The 20,505-nt window shown below is 32.0% G+C and carries 17 protein-coding genes; 3 read left to right on the top strand and 14 right to left on the bottom strand.

Annotated features, from left to right (window positions below):
• Positions 1–14 precede the first annotated feature (14 nt).
• Positions 15–3,281 carry an amidohydrolase family protein gene (locus ACEWL1_RS00610; protein WP_409231352.1) on the top strand — a complete coding sequence of 1,089 codons (3,267 nt, stop codon included), beginning with the start codon at positions 15–17 and terminating at the stop codon, positions 3,279–3,281.
• Positions 3,282–3,357: 76 nt separating this feature from the next.
• Here the strand turns inward: ACEWL1_RS00610 and ACEWL1_RS00615 are convergent, their stop codons facing one another.
• From ACEWL1_RS00615 to ACEWL1_RS00645, 7 genes are all read right to left on the bottom strand, one after another.
• On the bottom strand, positions 3,358–4,566 hold the full coding sequence (locus ACEWL1_RS00615) for a M24 family metallopeptidase (protein WP_409231353.1): 1,209 nt from the start codon (positions 4,564–4,566) through the stop codon (positions 3,358–3,360).
• Between the two features lie 8 nt (positions 4,567–4,574).
• Positions 4,575–5,867: an aminopeptidase P N-terminal domain-containing protein gene (locus ACEWL1_RS00620; RefSeq protein ID WP_409231354.1), complete on the bottom strand. Its 1,293-nt coding sequence runs from the start codon at positions 5,865–5,867 to the stop codon at positions 4,575–4,577.
• 1 nt (position 5,868) lies between these two features.
• On the bottom strand, positions 5,869–7,116 hold the full coding sequence (locus tag ACEWL1_RS00625) for an NAD(P)/FAD-dependent oxidoreductase (RefSeq protein WP_409231355.1): 1,248 nt from the start codon (positions 7,114–7,116) through the stop codon (positions 5,869–5,871).
• Between the two features lie 3 nt (positions 7,117–7,119).
• Positions 7,120–9,387: a S9 family peptidase gene (locus ACEWL1_RS00630; protein WP_409231356.1), complete on the bottom strand. Its 2,268-nt coding sequence runs from the start codon at positions 9,385–9,387 to the stop codon at positions 7,120–7,122.
• 13 nt (positions 9,388–9,400) lie between these two features.
• A complete protein-coding gene (locus ACEWL1_RS00635; protein ID WP_409231357.1) occupies positions 9,401–10,411 on the bottom strand; it encodes a 4-hydroxyproline epimerase in 1,011 nt (336 codons plus the stop codon).
• A complete protein-coding gene (locus ACEWL1_RS00640; RefSeq protein ID WP_409231358.1) occupies positions 10,404–12,125 on the bottom strand; it encodes a DUF885 domain-containing protein in 1,722 nt (573 codons plus the stop codon). Before ACEWL1_RS00640 ends, ACEWL1_RS00635 begins: the two co-directional genes overlap by 8 nt.
• Before the next feature lie 93 nt (positions 12,126–12,218).
• The gene (locus tag ACEWL1_RS00645) at positions 12,219–13,820 is read right to left on the bottom strand and encodes an aldehyde dehydrogenase (NADP(+)) (RefSeq protein ID WP_409231359.1); all 1,602 of its coding nucleotides are present in this window, start codon (positions 13,818–13,820) and stop codon (positions 12,219–12,221) included.
• 317 nt (positions 13,821–14,137) lie between these two features.
• Between ACEWL1_RS00645 and ACEWL1_RS00650 the strand changes: the two genes are divergently transcribed.
• Both ACEWL1_RS00650 and ACEWL1_RS00655 read left to right on the top strand, forming a co-directional pair.
• A complete protein-coding gene (locus ACEWL1_RS00650; RefSeq protein WP_409231360.1) occupies positions 14,138–15,106 on the top strand; it encodes a dihydrodipicolinate synthase family protein in 969 nt (322 codons plus the stop codon).
• A gap of 257 nt (positions 15,107–15,363) precedes the next feature.
• The gene (locus tag ACEWL1_RS00655; RefSeq protein WP_409231361.1) at positions 15,364–16,203 is read left to right on the top strand and encodes an AraC family transcriptional regulator; all 840 of its coding nucleotides are present in this window, start codon (positions 15,364–15,366) and stop codon (positions 16,201–16,203) included.
• A gap of 65 nt (positions 16,204–16,268) precedes the next feature.
• Here the strand turns inward: ACEWL1_RS00655 and ACEWL1_RS00660 are convergent, their stop codons facing one another.
• The 7 genes from ACEWL1_RS00660 to ruvC form a co-directional block, all read right to left on the bottom strand.
• Positions 16,269–16,634, bottom strand: coding sequence for an MmcQ/YjbR family DNA-binding protein (locus ACEWL1_RS00660; protein ID WP_409231362.1), 366 nt, complete (start codon positions 16,632–16,634; stop codon positions 16,269–16,271).
• Between the two features lies 1 nt (position 16,635).
• Positions 16,636–16,878 (bottom strand): hypothetical protein, encoded by a 243-nt coding sequence (locus ACEWL1_RS00665; protein WP_409231364.1) that lies wholly within the window; start codon positions 16,876–16,878, stop codon positions 16,636–16,638.
• Between the two features lies 1 nt (position 16,879).
• Entirely contained in the window at positions 16,880–17,281 is a 402-nt protein-coding gene (locus tag ACEWL1_RS00670; RefSeq protein WP_409231365.1) for a GNAT family N-acetyltransferase, read from the bottom strand.
• A gap of 72 nt (positions 17,282–17,353) precedes the next feature.
• On the bottom strand, positions 17,354–18,103 hold the full coding sequence (locus ACEWL1_RS00675; RefSeq protein WP_409231366.1) for a cyclase family protein: 750 nt from the start codon (positions 18,101–18,103) through the stop codon (positions 17,354–17,356).
• A gap of 116 nt (positions 18,104–18,219) precedes the next feature.
• Positions 18,220–19,347, bottom strand: coding sequence for a radical SAM family heme chaperone HemW (gene hemW / locus ACEWL1_RS00680; protein WP_409231367.1), 1,128 nt, complete (start codon positions 19,345–19,347; stop codon positions 18,220–18,222).
• A gap of 147 nt (positions 19,348–19,494) precedes the next feature.
• Positions 19,495–19,857 (bottom strand): four helix bundle protein, encoded by a 363-nt coding sequence (locus ACEWL1_RS00685; RefSeq protein ID WP_409231368.1) that lies wholly within the window; start codon positions 19,855–19,857, stop codon positions 19,495–19,497.
• Positions 19,858–19,938: 81 nt separating this feature from the next.
• Positions 19,939–20,490: a crossover junction endodeoxyribonuclease RuvC gene (gene ruvC, locus ACEWL1_RS00690; protein ID WP_409231369.1), complete on the bottom strand. Its 552-nt coding sequence runs from the start codon at positions 20,488–20,490 to the stop codon at positions 19,939–19,941.
• Between the last annotated feature and the right edge of the window lie 15 nt (positions 20,491–20,505).

Below are 20,505 nucleotides of genomic sequence, written 5' to 3' on the forward strand. Positions count from 1 at the left end.
TAAACACCACAATTATGCGTAAAATTTTAACTTTAATTACAATTATTTCCTTTTCGTTGAATTCATTTTCACAAAAAAAAGATGCAAAATGGGATGTAAATAATCCTCATAAAGATTGGAAGTACACTTCGTTCAACTTAAACACCTATGAAGGAACTTGGATGAATTTAGACGTAAGCCCGGATGGAAAAACAATTGTTTTTGATTTATTAGGAGACATCTATACAATGCCAATTACTGGAGGAAAAGCAACTATTTTACGTGCTGGATTGGCCTATGAAGTACAACCAAAATTTAGTCCAAACGGAAAATACATTTCTTTTACAAGTGATGCGGAAGGCGGAGATAATATTTGGGTTATGACTGCGGATGGAAAAAACGCAAAATCCATTACCAAAGAAAAATTTAGATTGTTAAATAATGCCGTTTGGACTCCAGACGGAAAATCGTTGGTTGCCCGTAAACATTATACTTCTACTAGATCAGTTGGAGCTGGAGAAATGTGGCAATATCCACTTTCTGGCTCTGCTGGATTAAAGTTAACCACAAGAAAAAATGATCAACAAGATGTAAATGATCCGTCAATTTCTTCAGACGGAAAGTATTTATATTATGCTGAAGACATGTATCCTGGAGGTTTTTTTCAGTACAATAAAGATCCAAACAATCAGATTTACGTAATCAAACAATACAATTTTAAAACAGGTAAGACCAAACAAATTACTGGCGGACCTGGTGGAGCAGCAAGACCTGTAATTTCTAAAAACGGAAAATTATTGGCTTTTGTAAAACGCGTTAGAACTAAATCTGTTTTATATATTCACGAATTAGAAACCGGAAAAGAATGGCCAATTTATCATGATTTAAATAAAGATCAACAAGAAGCTTGGGCTGTTTTTGGTGTGTATCCGCATTTTACATTTACAAATAATGATGCTGATATTGTTTTTTGGACAGGCGGTAAAATCAATAAAATTAATATTGAAACAAAACAACTTACAAACATTCCGTTTCAAGTAAATGAAAAGATTAAAATCACAAAAACACATCGTGTAAAAAGAAAAGTTTTTGAGGAAAGTTTTACTTCAAAAATGATCAAAGATGTAAAAACATCTCCTGATGGAAAATCTATTGTATTTACATCCTTAGGTCATATTTACAAAAAAGAATTGCCAAACGGAACGCCACAAAGAATTACAAACTTAACCGATTTTGAAGCAGAACCTAATTTTTCTCCTGACGGAAAATCAGTTGTATTTGTAACTTGGAATGATGAAAATTTAGGAGCAGTTTATTCGATCAACAAAAATGGTTCTGGATTGCAAAAACTAACAACGATAAAAGGAATTTATAGAACTCCGTCTTTTGACAATACTGGAACTATAATAGTTTATAGAAAAGAAGGAGGAAACGGAGATCAAGGTTTTGATTACTCTAAAAAAACAGGAATTTATATTGCAAATGCAGATGGAAAAAATGCTAAAAAAATAGCTGATAATGGAGAATTTCCTCAGTTTTCTGCGGACAATAAAAGAGTGTTTTTTCAATCTGGAGGTTCTTTTATGGGCGGATTAACAAAGCGATTACAAAGTGTTGATTTAGATGGCAAAAATCAAAGAAGTCATTTTGTATCTAAACTTGCAAACCGTTTAGTGCCGAGTAAAGACAACAAATGGATTTCATTTATTCATTTGCACAAATTGTATGTTGCGCCGATGATTTTAAACGGAAGTGAAATCAATTTAGATGCGAATACAAAATCATTTCATGTAGAAAGTTTGTCAGAAAATGCAGGAATCAATTTACATTGGTCTACAAATAACGAACAAGTTCACTGGACATTGGGCGATGCATATTTCACAAAATCAATTGTAAACAATACAGAAAATCCGTTTGCAAAAAGCAACTTGCTTGCTGGAGAAAATACTGGAATTAAAATTGGATTAACAGCAAAATCGGATGTTCCAAATGGAAGAATCGCTTTTACAAATGCGCGTTTAATTACGATGGATAACGACAAAGTAATTGAAAACGGAACGATTGTTATTTATCAAAATAAAATTGAAAAAATAGGCAACTCAAGTTCTGTTCGAGTTCCTGCTGATGCAAAAGTATATGACATGAAAGGCAAAACAATTATGCCAGGAATTGTTGATGTACATGCGCATGTTGGTGCATTTAGAAACGGATTAAGCACACAAAAACATTGGCAGTTTTATGCAAATTTGGCATTTGGAGTTACAACTTCTCATGATCCGTCAGTAAATACAGCTGCTGCTTTTACTTTAGAAGAATTACAAAAAAGTGGCGCAACTGTTGGACCAAGAATGTTTTCTACTGGATTTATTTTATACGGAGCAGAAGGAGATTTTAAAGCGGTTGTAAATAGTTTAGAGGATGCACGTTTTGCAATTGCAAGAACAAAAGCATTTGGAGCGAGATCCGTAAAAAGTTACAATCAACCTAGAAGAGAACAACGTCAGCAAATTATGCAAGCTGCTAAAGAATTGGGTGTAAATGTTGTTCCTGAAGGAGGTTCAAATTTCTTTACAAATATGAGTATGATTTTCGATGGTCATACAGGAATTGAACATAATATTCCGGTTGCGCCAGTTTACAAAGATGTTTTATCACTTTGGAAAAACAGCAATACGGGTTATACGCCAACCTTAATTGTAAATTATGCAGGAATGAGCGGAGAATATTATTGGTATCAAAAAACCAATGTTTGGGAAAATAAAAAACTATTAAAATACACGCCTAGACATGTTGTTGATACGCGTTCTCGTCATAGAACAATGGTGCCAGATGAAGAATATTACAACGGACATATGTTAACATCTAGAACGGTTACTGATTTATCGAAATTAGGCGTAAAAGTGAACTTGGGTGCTCACGGACAATTACAAGGTTTGGGTGCGCATTGGGAGCTTTGGATGTTAAATCAAGGTGGATTGTCTAATTTAGAAACACTAAAAGCTGCAACGATAAACGGCGCAGAATACATTGGAGTTGGAGACGAATTGGGCTCTTTACAAAAAGGAAAATTAGCGGATTTAATTGTGTTGGATAAAAATCCGTTAGAAGATATTCAAAACACTAACTCTGTTATTTACACAATGATTAATGGTCGATTGTTTGATACTAGCACGATGGATGAAATTGGAAATTACAACAAAAAAAGAAGTCCATTTTATTGGGAAAGCGGAAATTACAATCAAGGTGTTCCATTAAATTTAGACACCAATAGTTTTACAATTCCGACCTGTAGTTGTCATTAATTATTTTTAAATATGAAAAAGCTGGTTTTGCTAAACATATGATTCAAATGCGAATGAATATTGATGATTTAAGTGATTAAATACCAAACGGATTGTTAATAGAATGCATTGGTTTTGTAAACCATTTAGGTCCATTTTCTGTCATATAAATATGATCTTCCAATCGAATTCCGAATTTATTTGGAACACAAATCATGGGTTCATTACTAAATGTCATTCCAGGTTCTAAAACAGTAAAATCATTTCTAACAATATATGGCCATTCATGAATTCCTAAACCGATTCCGTGTCCGGTTCTATGTGGCAATCCAGGTAATTTATAATCTGGACCTAAACCGTGAGATTCTAATACTTTTCTAGAAGCGGTATCTACATCTGCACAAGTACTTCCTAATTGTGCAGCATCAAAAGCTGCTTGTTGTGTTTCTTTTTCAATATTCCAAATTCGAGTTTGTTCTTCATTTGCTTTCCCAAACACAAAAGTTCTTGTAATATCAGAAATATAATCGTGCAACATACAACCAGTATCTATTAATACAACTTCGTTTTCTTCTAAATTTTTGGGAGATTTTACTCCATGTGGAAACGAGGAATCTACTCCAAATAACACAATACAAAAATACGATCCAGACGGAATTCCATATTTAATATGTGCATTATGAATAAAATCGGTCACTTCTTTTGCTGATATTCCAACACGTAAAATTCTTGCTGCTGCTTTATGAACATCTAAGGTAATGTTCATTGCGTGTTGCATAATTGCAATTTCTGCTTCAGATTTAAGCATTCTACAACCTGCAGTAATTGGTTTTGCATTGACTAATTGATATGCATTTTGACAATTTCTAATGCCGTCAAAAATAAAAAAAGGCGTTGCTTCATCCATAAAAATTGCGCCATCTTCTACTCCATGTTGTTTTAAAATTGATACAAATAGCTCATACGGAGATTCATGTTCTTCCCAACAAACAACTTCTCCTTCAATCATCATAAAATCGAAAATAGTTCCTTTTTCAAATTCTGGTGCAATAAAAATTAGTTTCCCGTTTGAAAACAAAATAGCTCCAACCATTCTTTCACTCGAATTCCATTTCATTCCCGTAAAATAAAATAAATTGGTTCCTGCATGCAAGTACATCGCTGGAATATTATGAGCTTTCATTAAGCCACAAGCTTTATCTATTCTTTGTTGAAATTCTTCTTTCTGAATAGGCTTTACTAAATGTGCCATTGGTTGAATTGCATTTAATTCTGCTTCTATGGTTGATCCTCCGATTCCTTTCATTCTGATAATTAATTATTCATTAATGCTTCAATTTCTTCTATTTCAATAGGCATTGAAGCTGTTAAATTGATGTTTCCGTTTTCTGTAATTAAGTAATCATTTTCTAAACGACAACCAATTCCTTCTTCAGGGATGTATATTCCAGGTTCACATGTCAATACCATTCCAGCTTCTAAAACACGAGAATACAACCCAACATCATGTACATCTAAACCAATATGATGTGCTGTTCCGTGCATAAAATATTTTTTATACAATGGTCTTTCTGGATTTTGATTGGCAACTTCATCTGCTGTTAACAAACCTAATTGTATCAGTTCTTTTTCTACTAAAGCAGCCATTTTAGTTTCGTAATCTGATGGTAAAACACCAGGTTTTAGCAATTTACTTCCTTCTTTTAAACAATGTAAAACAGAGTTATACACTTCTTTTTGTCTTTCAGAAAATGTTCCGTTTACAGGAAAACAACGTGTTGTATCGCTGTTGTAATTTGCATAACAGACTCCAAAATCTAACAAAATCATTTCTCCATCTTTACAAATTGCATCGTTGGTATTATAATGCAATGCACAGGCATTTTTTCCTGAAGCAACAATTGGTTTAAAAGCATGTCTGGTTGCGCCAGATTTCACCAAATTATAGGTTAATTCAGCTTCCAATTCATATTCTTTACTATTAGATTTGCAGGTTTTTAAAACTCGTTTAAAACTTACAACACTTATGTCTGCCGCCTTCTCAATGAATGCGATTTCTATTTCAGATTTAATTGGACGTAATTCTCTTGTGATTTTTGCTGCTCTATAATAATCGTGCAAAGGATATTTATCTTTACACCATTTTATCATTCTGTCTTGCTGAGTTTCTTGATCTTTAGTAACTCGTTTTAAATGCTCATTGTGTCCTAAATAAAAACCATCAGCTTCAAAAGCCATGTATTGCAGAACCATTTCAAAATCTTGATTCCACTCTACTCTTTGTATTCCAGAGACTTTTGTTGCTTGCTTTTTTGTTAGTTTTTCTCCATCCCAAATTTTAATTTGCTCATTGGTTTCTTTTACAAATAAAATTGCTCGGTTTTCTTTTTTAAATGCATCAGGATACAACACTAAAATGGTTTCCTCTTGATCAATTCCAGACAAATAAAACAAATCGTTGTTTTGAGTAAAACCCATTACATCATCAGCATTGTTATGTTTTACATCGTTAGATGTAAGAATTGCAATGGTATTTGGTTTCATTTTAGCAATAAAATTGCTTCTATTTTTAATGAATAATGAATTCGGAATTGATTCGTATCTCATATTAAAATTTTCTATCTGGATGAAAAGGATTTAAATCTAGGCTTGTTGTTTTATCTGAAATAATTTCTGAAACTAACTTTCCTGTTGCCGGACCTAAGCTCCAACCCATCATTGCATGACCAGCAGCAACGGTTAAATTAGTGCATTTAGCAGATTTACCAATAAAAGGCAAACCGTCTGGAGAGCAAGGTCGTAATCCACATTGCACATCGTTTTTTTCTTCCTCAGTTATTTCTAATCCTTTGTAATATTTTTTTACAGCATCAGCAATTGCGTTTACTCGAACAGGATTTATATCATGGTTAATCCCATTCATTTCCATTGTTCCTGCAAATCTTGTATAACCAGACATTGGTGTTACAGCAACTTTGGTTTCCATTAAAATAGTTGGCATTGTAATTCCTGTTTCTCTAGCTACATTCATTCGATATCCTTTTCCAGCCTGAATTAACAAACTCAGCCCTATCTTTTTGGATACTAAAGAACTCCAACTTCCCGCAGCTAACACAACTTCATCAGCAGAAATTTCTCTTTTATCAGTAATTACTTTTGATATTGTTTTGTTTGATATTTCTATATCTTTTACTTCTTCTTTTGCTAAAATTTCAACTCCTAATCCTTTTAAATGCGAAATCATTTGTGGCATAAAATCAGATGGTGACATGTGTGCATCACAATCATAATAAATACCTCCTTTAACATCTAAGTTTGCATTTGGTTCTAATTTTTGCACTTCTTCTTTTGTTAATTTTTCTGCTGATAATCCTTCTTGAATCAATCTTTCACCAACTTTCCATTCGCCTTCACCAGCTTTATCTGTTTTATAAGCCATTAACAAACCTTTGCGTTCGTAATGGAAATCAAACTCGTTAGAAGCCTTTAAATCTTCGTACAAATCTCTTGTCAATAAATTGATGTCTCTAATTACTCGAACAGATTTTTCTACTTTTTTTGCATTCGCAGATTTTTTAAAAGCCAAGGTCCATTTTAAAAATTCTGAATCTAATCTAGGTTTTACATAAAACGGACTTGCTGGATTGAACATCCATTTTATTCCTTGATTTATGATTCCAGGATGCGCCAAAGAAATAATATGACTTGGTGTAATATAGCCAGCGTTAACATAAGATGCGCCAGTTGTAAAATCTGATTTATCGATTACCGTAACTTGATGACCTTCTTTTTGAAGGTAATATGCAGAACTTAATCCTACGATTCCGCCACCAATAATTAGTACTTTTTTACTCATTAATTAGTTCCACTTAAAGTTCCAAATAGGTTTGTTATTTCCAAGATGTTCTACAAAATAGTTCCATCTTTTCTTTAAAAAATATTTTTGATAATCTCCTTGATATCCATGGTTTTGACTTGGTAAAATTAACAAATCAAAATCTTTATCTGCTTTAATTAGTTCTTCTGCTAATTTAAAAGTAGCAGATGGATTGACATTATCATCCAAGCCGCCATGCGTTAGCAATAATTTTCCTTTTAAATTTGATGCATTAGTAACATTAGAAACCTCTTGATATGTTTTATCAATTGGCCAACCTTGATACATTTCTGGCCACCACGCTTTTTCCATTCTAAAATCGTGATCTGCAGAACTTGCAACTCCAACCTTATAAAAATCTGGAAAAACTAACAATGCTCTTCCAGTATCATATCCACCAGCAGAATGCCCATAAATTCCAACTTTATCAATATCAATCCAAGAATATGTTTTGGCTAAATATTTTATTGCCAACACATGATCTTCTAAATTATTTCCCATATTTTTATAAGAATGATTATGAAATTCTTTTGATCGACCAGAAGTTCCTAAACCATCAACTCGAACAACAATAAAACCAAGTTCTGCTAAAGATTGATTGCTGAAAACATTGTCAAAAGACTTCGGAAAACGTTGTGTATGCGGACCGGTATAAGTTGCATCTACAATTGGATATTTCTTAGAAGCATCAAAATTTGTTGGCTTCCAAAAAGCGCCATAAATGGTTGTTTTTCCATCTTTTGCAATCATAGAAAATGTTTCTGGAGTTGTATAACCTCTACTTTCTGCTTCAGAAATATCTGCTTTTGTTAATGTTGCTAAAATTTTTCCTGTAGCAGCTTCTCTTAAAACAGTTTCTGTAGGAGAATTTATGGTTGAAATATTATCTGTAAAATAAGCTCCATTTCTTGAAAAAGAAACTTGATGATGTTTGTTTTCTGGAGTTAATAATGTTTCTTCACCGCTGAAATTTACTTTATAAACTTGTTGATGATACGGATTGTTTTCTACTTTTTTTCCTGAGGCTAAATAATAAATTGTTTCCGTTTCTTCATCAATATATTCGATGCTGTTTACGTAATAATTACCGCTGGTAAGTAATTTTGTTGTGTTGGTTTTAAAATCATACAAATGCAATTGTCTCCAACCAGTTCTTTCTGATAAAAACAGTATTTTCTGACTCTTTTCTAAAAGACGATATTCAAAATTATCGATGTTTGTTTTAGATGTTTCTGTTAAAACAACTTTTGATTTTCTAGTATTTAAATCTACTTGAACCAATTCATTTTTTTGAAAACCTCTGTACGGAATATGTGCTAATAAAACTCCAGATTTATTTGTCCATTGGCTATTTACAGAATTGATGTGAGTTTGCGTTGGCAAATTAGTTTTTACTTGCTTTTTTGCAGCAACATTAAAAAAAGTTGGAGTTAATTTCACCATGGTTGTATCGCCTGGAGAACCACGATAATACGACAACAACTCAGGTTTGTACACACCATCTTTACTCCAATCTAATAAATACATTTTCTCTGCAGTTCTTGTATCTACAATATTGGCAGAAATCCATTTAGAATCTGCAGACCAATTTACATTAAAGCGTTTTGGTCTTTCTCCATTTTCGCCATACATTTTATCATACCAACCATACCAAGATGCATATTCGTATCCTTTTTTTCCATCAAAACTTAATTGAAATGTTCTTTTGGTTGTTGTTGATTTGATATATAAATTATATTCTTTGGTAAACGCAATCCATTTTCCGTCTGGCGATGTACTTTCAAATTCGTTTCTTCTTTTTCTTTCTTTCTTTTCTTTTTCAACGATTTCGTATGAATCCGTATCTAAAACGTAGTTTTTATTGTTTACTGTAAACGAAAAACCATTCTCTGTTGGCTGAATATTAGTGAAAGAAATTTCGTTTGCTTTTAGTTCTTCGTTGGTGATTTTATTTAGTGCATCAACTAATTTTTGTTGATCAAATAATGGTTTAACTTCTGTAGGATTTTTAAACGAAACTGTTTGATACACTTTTCCGTTTTTGCTATAATCTACATACCAAAATCCAGATGCATCATCAAACCAGTTCACTCTTGTGTTTAAGTTAAATGCTGTTTTATTATAATAGTTTTCGCCCATAAATGAAACTGCACTTTGATAATTTTTCTCTGAAATTTCGTTTTTAGGGTTTGAGCATGATACCATTAATAATACTCCAAAAACTACAACTACTGATTTAAAATATTTCATGTTTTTTTTAATTTTAGATAACTTGAAATCCGTGTGCATACGGATCATCTTCATCATCAATTATGATATTATTATATCCATATACTTTTGCCCAACCTTGAATACTTGGAATAATTGCAGCTTTTCCGCCTAATGTAGTTTCTTCTTCTACACAACCAATAAATTTACTTCCAATAAAACTTTCGTGGATAAATTGTTCGCCTTTTTTTAATTTTCCTTTTGCGTGTAATTGTGCAATTCTGGCTGATGTTCCTGTTCCGCACGGACTTCTATCAATGGCTTTATCGCCATAAAAAACAGCGTTTCTTCCAGAGGATGTTGGGTCAATCGGATTTCCTGTCCACAACAGATGTGTTACATCTCTAATCGTATCATTTTCTGGATGGATGAATTGATTTGGATATTTTTCGTTAATTCTATCTCGAACAACTTGCGAATATTGAATAATTTGTGAAGCTGTAAAATCATGTACACCAGAGAAGTTTTTCTGCGGATCTACAATTGCGTAATAGTTTCCGCCATAAGCAACATCAAAGGTAATTTCTCCTAACTCCGGACAATCAATGGTTAAATTTTCTGCCGTCAAATAACTTTTTACATTGGTTAATTTAACCCAATCTACTTTTTTTCCGGTTTGCCCATATTCTATATGCACCAAACCAGCTGGCGCTTCCATTTTAATTTTTCCTGGAATTTTTGGAGTAATTAAACCTTCTTCAATGGCGATGGTAATGGTTCCAATAGTTCCGTGTCCGCACATTGGCAAACAGCCTGAAGTTTCAATAAACAAAATAGCAAAATCGTTTTCTGGATTGTGAGGCGGAAATAAAATACTTCCACTCATCATATCGTGTCCGCGTGGTTCAAACATCAATCCTTTACGAATCCAATCGTATTCTTTTAAAAAATGCTGACGCTTTTCGCTCATGGTATTTCCAACCAAATTTGGTCCGCCACCAGCAACAACTCTTACTGGATTTCCGCATGTATGTGCATCCACACAAAAAAATGTTTTTCTACTCATTTCTTTTACTATCAATATAATGAAGTACTCTTTTTTCTAAGATTGATAAAGTAACTGTTCCTTCTCCTAAAATTACTTCATGAAATTCTCTAATATTAAATTTATCACCTAAATCAGCTTCTGCTTTTTTACGCATTTCACGGATTTTAATTTCTCCCATTTTATAAGACAATGCTTGTCCTGGCCAAGAAATATAGCGATCTGTTTCTGTAGTAACTTCATGCATAGATAAAGCTGTGTTTGACGCCATATAATCAATCATTTGCTGACGTGTCCAACCTTTTGCATGCACTCCTGTATCAACAACCAATCTACAAGCTCGCCACATTTCATAGGTTAACTGACCAAATTTTTCATACGGAGTTGTATAAATACCCATTTCTTGAACTAAATATTCTGAATACAATCCCCAACCTTCACCAAAAGCTGATAAGTATAAATTTCTTCTAAATCTCGGAATTGTCTCAGGCAATTCATTGTTTAAAGACATTTGTAAATGATGTCCTGGAACAGCTTCGTGTGCTGTTAAAGCCGGAATTGTATACAAAGTTCTACTTGGTAAATTGTAGGTGTTTACCCAATAAAAACCTGCCGAAGTTTCACTTCTAGAACCAGAATATCTTCCGCCTGTATAATTGGGTGCAATTGCAGCAGGAACAGGAACTACGCCATAAGGTTTTCTTGGCAATGTGATAAAGTATTTTGGCAATTCTGCATCAATTCTTTTTGAAATGTCCCTAGCAAACATTAATAATTCTTTCGGAGTTTTTGCATAGAATTGTTCGTCTGTTCTTAAGAATCTTAAAAATTCTGCAAACGAACCTTTAAAGCCTAAATCTTTAACTATTTGTTGCATTTCAGATTTTATTCTTGCTACTTCTTTCAATCCGATTTGATGAATGTCTTCTGCTGTATATTTTGTACTTGTTGTATAATAATTAATTCTGTTTTGATAAAATTCTTTTCCGTTCGGAACTGTACTTACTCCCAAACCTTTTCTTGTATTCGGAAAATATTCCTCTTCAAAAAAGGTTTTAATTTTCTTGTATTGATCTATGGCATTTTTTTGAACACTTATTTTTGCAACTTCAATAATAGAATCTTTTAATTCACTAGAAAGTGATGCTGGTAATTTGTGAAATGGCACATAAAACTCACTCTTTGTAACATCATCTAAAATATGTTTGTTGTAGGTATTATCGTACTTATAAAAAACCGCTTTTGGTTGAGAAATTCCTTCTTTAACTCCAGCTCTTAACAAGTTTAAATTGTAATCAACTCGTTTTGGCAATTCTTTTAATTGATTTAAATATCCAATTATTTGTGCTTTGTTTTTAAAGTTTCTGTTTGCCATTCTACTTAAATTTAAGTGAAAAGCAGATTCATTTGTAATCGGATTTAGATACATTTTAAAAGTATGTGTATCTATTTTATCTTGTAAAACAAACAGTAATAAATCTCTAGAAATTTTATCAGTTTCAGACAAACCATCTACAGAAACAGTAGACAATTTATCTTTTAAATTTGACGCAAAATCTGATTCCGCTTGATAATATTTAATGGTGTTTTCTACAGACTCTGACCTGTTAAAATCATACTTTCTGGACTTTTCATATTCTTTAATAATTGAATTTAATTGATCACTTGACGAATTCTTCTTACAAGCCGAAAAACTTATTAAAAGTAAAAGTCCAAAAAGTTTGATTGTTTTCATATGTCTATATTATTTGTTTTTTATCGGTCACATGTAACTTCCATATAGTCATTCTCTTGGGTATCGACTACTCGTTATGGAAGTTTCATATTCTTAAATTTTATCAGTAGTTTTTATTCCATTAATATTTCTTAAAATTCCAAGCGGATTTTCATTTTTCAATTCATCTGGCAACAAATTGTTTGGCCAAGATTGAAAACTAAATGGTCTCACCCAACGTTTTATAGCATCTACACCCACAGCTGTAAATCTTGAATCTGTTGATGCTGGATAAGGTCCACCGTGTTGCATAGACGGACAAACTTCAACTCCAGTTGGAACGCCATTAAAAATAATTCTTCCAACTCGGTTTTGCAATGCAGAAACAATTCTAGAATTTGAAGAAAGTTCTTTTTCAGTTCCAATAATGGTTCCTGTTAATTGTCCTTCTAAATGTTGTAAAATTTGTTCTAATTGTGCTTCATTATCACAAACTACTAATAAAGAAAATGGACCAAACACTTCTTGATGTAATGTTGGATTGTTTAAAAATGTAGCTCCATCAACTTTAGAAACAATCTGACGTCCATAATTTGCTTTTGAATCTCCTTCAAAATCTGCTAAAACTTCAATTCCTTCTTGAGAAATTACTTTTGATTTATTGCTATTGTATGCACCAACAATATTTGGATGCAACATACAAGTCGGTTCAATTTTTACTATTTCTTCAGCTAAAGTTTGTGCAAACTCATTCAAACCATCACCTTTAATTGCTAATAATAAACCTGGATTTGTACAAAATTGTCCAGATCCTAAAGTAATTGAACCTGCATACGTTTTTGCCCAATCAACCGCTTTTTCTTTTAATGCTTCTGGTAAAATTACAACCGGATTTATACTTCCCATTTCTGCAAAAACCGGAATCGGTTCTGCTCGTTGAGCTGCTAAATCAAACAATGCTCTTCCTCCACGAATACTTCCTGTAAATCCAACTCCTTTTACCTTTGGATGAGAAACCAATTCTTGTCCTACTTCAATTCCGCTACTATTCAAATTAGAAAAAACGCCATTTGGCATTCCTGTTTTTTCTGCTGCTTTTATGATTGCTGATGCAACTAATTCTCCTGTTCCTGCATGCATTGGATGTGATTTTACAATTACCGGACAACCTGCTGCAAAAGCTGCTGCTGAATCTCCACCTGCAGTTGAAAATGCCAACGGAAAATTAGAAGCTCCAAAAACTACAATTGGTCCTATCGGAACATTCATTTTACGTAAATCTACTTTTGGTAATGGTTGTCTTTCTGGCTGAGCAGTATCAATTGTTGCTTCAGACCAAGAACCTTCTTCTACATGAGTTGCAAATGCTCTTAATTGCCCAAGAGTTCTTCCTCTTTCTCCCGCTGCTCTTCCAGCTGGCAAACCAGATTCTGAAGTATAGGTTTCAATTAATTTTTCTCCTAAATTTTCAATTTCTTCTGCAATCGCTCTTAAAAAAACAGCTTTTTCTTTTCCTGATTTTTTAGAATAAATTTCAAAAGCTTCAGAAGCTAATTTTGCTGCTTGATTAATTTCTTCCGAAGTTGCTTCTGTAATTACTGAAGTATTCTCTTTATTTGTTTGCGGATTAAACGTTGTAAATGTTTTTGTTCCTTTTGCAGAAAGTTGATCTCCAATATAATTTTTCCCTGTAACTTGTGTTGCAGTTGTATTCATAATTAATTTGTTTTAGATGAATCTTTTTTTTAAAAATATGTCAAATTAAAATACATAAAGTGCATCAACTTGATAAAGATATTAATTTATGTAGTGTATTATGTTAATAAGCTAATAATAAATCTTTTAATTACAAAAATAGTATTGATTTAATATTTTTTTTGTTTGTTTTTTATCTTGTTGTGGTATTATTTTATCTATTTATATGACTTTACTTGCGTTATGCGTGAATATCGTATATGTTTTGATTTTTTTTTTGGTTATTTTACATAGTTTTACAAAAAACTTACTGACATAATTTTAGACAATAAGAAAATATGATAAAAACAAATAATTCAGATTGGAGGTATAGTGTTATGCCGGCCGTGTTTACATGGCTGAAAGAATCAAAATCAGGCGACCTTGAAATAGACTTAGATGCAACAAAAAAATATGCTGCAGATATTTTAAAAGTTCAAGGAAAAGGCGGAAGCAGAATGGGTGGACTTGTAGGTTCTGGTACTTTGGGTGAGAATAGCTACCTGAGCTCAGAACAACGACTTTCTTTACTTAAAGCTCTTTCTGAGGTTGCTAAAGAATATAATGTACCGTTGATCAGTGGAGCTGCGGCAGAAACTAAAGAAGAGCTTGCTAAAATTGTTGAAGGCCTTGCTACTGTTGGAGTGGATACTGTTATGGTAATGCCACCAAAAACTACAGCAATTCCTTCTGATGAAGAAATGTATGCGTATTATGCGCTTGCTGAAGCAACCGCAAGAGGTGCAGGCGTAACTATTATGCCTTATAACAACCCTGATGCAGCTGGATATCATGAACTTTCAACGGATCTTCTTAGAAGAATTTCTGTTCTTACTAATGTAATTGCTCTTAAAATATCAACGATAGATGTTTCCATTATTGAAACACTCATGTTAGAGAATAAAGATTTAAAAGTTTTAGCAGGAGTCGACACAGTAACTGTATTTGCAGGACTTGCTGGAGCATGTGGAGGAATTACAGGTGTAGGTTGTATCTTCCCAAAAGCTAGTGTTACTATGCAAGAATATGTAGTAAATGGAGAATGGGCTAAGGCAAATCAAATTTCTCAGGCTATGAATTCCATTTCATACCTAGACGCACAGCCGCTACTTATGGAATATCTTAAATATGCTTTTGGAATTCATCATAATGATGCTGATGGAGGACTTAACACCTTTGGTAAGAAATTAACGCAACAGCAAATTGATGATGTCCAAGCAAGATATATCCTAGCTAGAGAAAGACTTGAAGTTCTAGACTTGATATAGACAGATTATTTTAAATATTCAAAAAGAAAAAACTCCATTTTTATGGAGTTTTTTTATGACTAAACACTTTGTACCATAAAGAGAGAATAGATTTAGATTGGATTAGGAACAAAAAATCGGACAAATTTCTAAGGAAAACTTTTTCTTATAATATTTAAATTATTACATAATGATATTATTTTATCTTTTTTTTGTTAAAAAAATTATTTATTGAGTAATATTTGAATACTTTTGAGTTTGAATTTAAGAGTATACTAATGAAAGTTTTACCTTTTCAGATACCAAAATCAAAAAATGTTTCTTTAATTTATCAAGAAGATAAAGGAACTATTCTGTACGATAAATTACATCAACATGAAGAAATTCAGTTGGGTGCAATTTTAAAAGGTGAAGGAAGTATTGTGGTTGGAGATTCGATTAACGAATACAAATCTGGAGATATTTTAATTATTGGAAGCAACTTACCGCACGTGTTTAAAAGCGACACTTCTAATTATACGACTACTTTTATGCAAACCTTGTTTTTTACCAAAACATCTTTTGGAGAAGAGTTCTTTAAATTGGGAGATTTCACAGAAATGCAACAACTTTTTAAAATAAGTGAGTCTGGTGGAATTGTAATAAGCGGCAAGGATGAAATCATAACGCTGTTTTCATCCTTAAAAAAAGCTTCGAACTTTGAGCGCTTTATTATTTTCTTAAAAATTGTAAGCGAGTTATTAAAAGCAGATATACAACCACTTTCTACGTTTATTTATCCAAAAAAATATTCTGATAACGAAGGAAAACGCATGAGTAATATTATGGAGTATACGATGAACAATTTTCAGAAAGAAATTAGTTTACACTCCATTGCCGGAATTTCTTATATGACACCAAATGCTTTTTGTCGGTATTTTAAACAACGAACTAACAAAACTTATTTTCAGTTTTTAATTGAAGTTAGAATTGAAAACGCGTGTAGGTTATTAAAAAATAAAGATTTACTGATTACAGAAATTTCTGAAAAATCTGGATTTAAAAATATTTCTAATTTTAACAGAAAGTTTAAAGACAAAAAAGGCATTACACCTTCTAAATATCGAAGTTTACATTAAGTTTTTATGAGATTCCTCAATCGTTTCCTGCCTACTTGCAGGCAAGCTCATTTCGGAAGGACATTTTAAAGATTTTCTAATTCTGTTTTCAACTTTTTTGTCAATCCTTTTACAACCAAATCATACGAGTGATTTATCAACTCAAAAGCAAAAGTATCAGAAACATCATTGTTTAAGGTAACGGTATTCCAATGTTTTTTACTCATGTGCCAACCTGCATTTACACTTTCATATTCGCCACGTAATTCCTCTGCCCAATCTGGATCGCATTTTAAATTGATGCTCGTTTCTCCTTTTTCCCAATGATTCAATCCTGCCAGCGCAAACATTTTTCCCATCACTTTAAAAACCAACGTAACATCATCAAACGGAAAATGTTCGGTAACACCTTTTTTTGAAATACAATATTCTCTAAGTTGTTCTATGTGCATGTTATTGTTTCTTTTTAAAAACTAAATAGATTATAAAAAACAACGAAATAACTCCAAATAATAAAAAAAAATATTTTCCTAAATACATAAAAATGAGAATCCCAAATCCTTTACTAGAATTAACTCCATCTACTTTGTCTGAAAATAACTGGATAATTCCAGAATTTTCTGTCAAAAAATAAATTATCCAAGAAATTACAGATAAAACTATTATCCTCCAATTATTAAAGAGTTTATACTTCATCTTATTTCAGTAACCTTTCCATTACAATATCTGGATTGTGTAATGCTGTAAATCCAAATTGTTTGTACAAATTATGTGCATCAGATGTTTTCAGCATCCACGTTTTACAATCCTTTAATGCTTCTGCATTGATAATTGCTTCCATCAATTGTTTAGAATAACCTTTTCCTCTGTGCTCTGGCAAAATAAAAACATCCATTAAATAAGCAAAAACGGCATAATCTGTCGCAATTCTTCCAAAACCAATTTGTTGATTGTTTAAATATACACCAAAACACAAACAGTTATCTATCGTGGTTTGTACTTGTTCAATAGTTCTTCCTTTTGCCCAATAAGAATTGGTTAAAAATTGATGAATAACATCGGTTTGTAATTTTGATTTGTCTGTAGAAACGGTAATCATCCTTAATTTTTAATTCCTGTAAATATAAAATAGTAAAACGTTCAATATTATAAAAGTAAAAAAAATCAAAATTTATTTGATAATCTCATACAAAACCGGCTTACTTGGCGTTGCATCGTTTTCAAAAGGCGCAATCATTAAGTTCAGTAAATATTCTCCATCTTCAATGGAATTTGGCACGTAAATAAACTCTGTAATGGTTGCATTCATTCGTATTTCTCCTGAAGTATTCCAAAAAGCATTGTGGGCTAACAGTTTTCCTTCGTCTTTTTCTTTATCTACCGAAGGCAAGTCTATCAATAAATGCTTAATGCCTTTTTCTCTTAGATAAATTGCCGCTTCTTCTAACAAATAAGGCGGATTTGTATTTGAGTAACGCATCTCTTTTTTATCTGTTAAATTTGGCAAAGTTCTAATTACAATAGCATCCCTCTTTTTATTTTTTAATGCTGTTTTTAATTGCTTTTCTGAAATCACAAAATCTCCATTTCTGCTTTCTGGAGCTACAGTTACTAATTCTGCAAGAAAAATAAAGTACTTTAAATTTTTATTTACAGAATGTACTTTTTCTGTAATATGCCCAACACATTCTGTGTGTGTAATATGCGAATGCGGATTAAAATGTATGTTGTTAAAGTTTACAACAGCGCCTTCAGAAACCTTGATTTTTTCTCCTTCAAATTCTTCAGGAAAAATAGCTGGATCATCAATATACCATGCATTGATATTTTTTTTTGACATATCAATAGGAATTGAAATATCTATAGGATTCGAGATGTCTACTTCTATCTTTCTTGAATTATATTCTATAACTGCTTTCATGCTGAACTTGTTTCAGTATCTTTTAAATTAAACTTATTTTCATTATTATAAATCCAAATATATGTTTTTTAAATTAGGGTTTTCTAATTTAGTAAAACAATAAACAGTTCCTGAAACTAGTTCAGGATAAACAAATCACTTGCAATACCATCTGCTAAAAATTTGCCTTTTTTTGTGGTTTTAAGTGTCTTATTATCAATCTTTAATAAGAATTGTTTAATAAATTTTTCTGCGGATGTTAGTAATTTATTTTTATAATCAACTCCGAATTCTGTTTCAATTTCTGCTAAAGAAACGCCCCAAATAGTTCGTAAACCAGTCATAATCGCTTCGTTAAATTGATCATTTTTTGACAACTCTTCCGTTTCATTTGGCAACTTATTTTCTAAAATAGATTTGATGTATTTTATATTATTAGCAACATTCCAACTTCGATGAGTTTTACTAAATGAATGTGCTGAAGGTCCAATTCCGATATATTTTTTTTGGTTCCAATAACTGGTATTGTGTTTCGAAAAGTAAGTAGGTTTCCCGAAGTTCGAAATTTCATAATGCACAAAGCCTTCTTTCTGTGTTTCCTCAACCAAAACATCAAAATGTTGTTTTGCCAATGCTTCATTTAATGGCGGATATTTTCCGTTTTTGATAAACGAATCCAACACGGTATTTGGCTCAACGGTTAATGCATAACTAGAAATATGATGGATGCCAAAATCGAAAACAGTTTGTAAATTTTGTTTCCATTTTTCGATGGACATATTTTGAATTCCGTAAATTAAATCTACTGTAATATTCTCAAAGTGACGCGTCGCCACAGACAAACATTTTTTTGCTTCTTCTGCGTTGTGCGCGCGATTCATCAATTTTAAATCGTCTTCAAAAAAAGATTGCACACCAATACTTAATCTATTTACTGGACTTTTTGCCAACTCTAAAATAACAGATTCAGTTAGATCATCAGGATTAGCCTCTAAGGTAATTTCTGGGTTCTCAATTACTTTATAATTTGTATTAATAGCATCAATGATAGATTCGATTTCATCAACAGACAATAAACTCGGAGTTCCTCCACCAAAATAAATGGTTTCTATGGTTTCGTTTTGTAATTCGTCTTTTCTGATTTCTAACTCTTTTATTAAGCAAGAAATTAATTCATCTTTCTTTTTTAACGAAGTAGAAAAATGAAAATCGCAATAAAAACATGCTTGTTTACAAAATGGTATGTGGATGTAGATTCCGGACATTTATCAGTTATCAGTTTACAGTAGCAGTTATCAGTTATCAGTTATCAGTTATCAGTTATCAGTTATCAGTTATCAAAAATAAATTTTTTAGGAACCTCAATCTAACAATATTCATAGTTTATATGATAATTGTTAACTGTTTATTGATCATTGTTTATTGATTCTGGTAGTTTTTAAAATTGAGAATAATATTTTAGCAATTTCATCTGCTTTTTTAAATAATAATTCAAACTCTGTTTTTGTAATCTCATTACTATCTTTTAATAATGATAGCCAATATTTTGATTCTAAACATTCTTTATAAGCAATTGACATTTTTGCGGAAAAATCTGCTTTAGATATTGCTCCGTTTGCCTCCACGATGTTCGCACCGACTGAAGTTCCGCTACTTAAAACTTGCTTTGACAAAACATATTCCCTGTTCTCTTTAACTATTTTTTTACTTAGTCTTACAATTTCTAAAGCAAAATCATATGATTTATTTTGTAATGGGTTGTTCTTTAATTTCATAGCATTGAAATTTATTAATTGTTGATTCTTTTTAATTACTCATTGACTACTGATAATTGTTAATTATTTATTTGATAAATGTTAATTACCTAATTTTTTAGGATTCTGTTTCACAAAAGCACTCCAACCAGAATAACTTTTACCGCCAACAACTTTTCCTGCATTGTAAAAATGACAAACTGCTGCTGCTAAACCATCGGTTGCATCCAAATTTTTTGGCAATGTTTTTAACTCTAATAAGGATTTTAACATCAATGCGACTTGTTCTTTACTTGCATTTCCGTTTCCAGTAATTGCCATTTTTATTTTCTTTGGCAAATATTCTGTAATCGGGATTTCTCTTGATAAACCTGCTGCCATCGCAACTCCTTGCGCTCTTCCCAATTTCAACATTGATTGTACATTTTTTCCAAAAAAAGGCGCTTCAATTGCAATTTCATCTGGGTTGTATGTATCAATCAATTCGATAGTTCTTTCAAAAATTAGTTTTAGTTTTAGGTAATGATCCGTGTATTTAGTTAAAATCAATTCGTTCATTTGAATGAATTCCATTTTCTTGCCCACAATTTTAATCACACCAAAACCCATAATCGTGGTTCCTGGGTCAATTCCTAATATGATTTTTTCTACCATCAAATTTTAACGTTC

The organism is Polaribacter gochangensis (genome assembly GCF_046224025.1).
GTDB classification, from domain to species: domain Bacteria; phylum Bacteroidota; class Bacteroidia; order Flavobacteriales; family Flavobacteriaceae; genus Polaribacter; species Polaribacter gochangensis.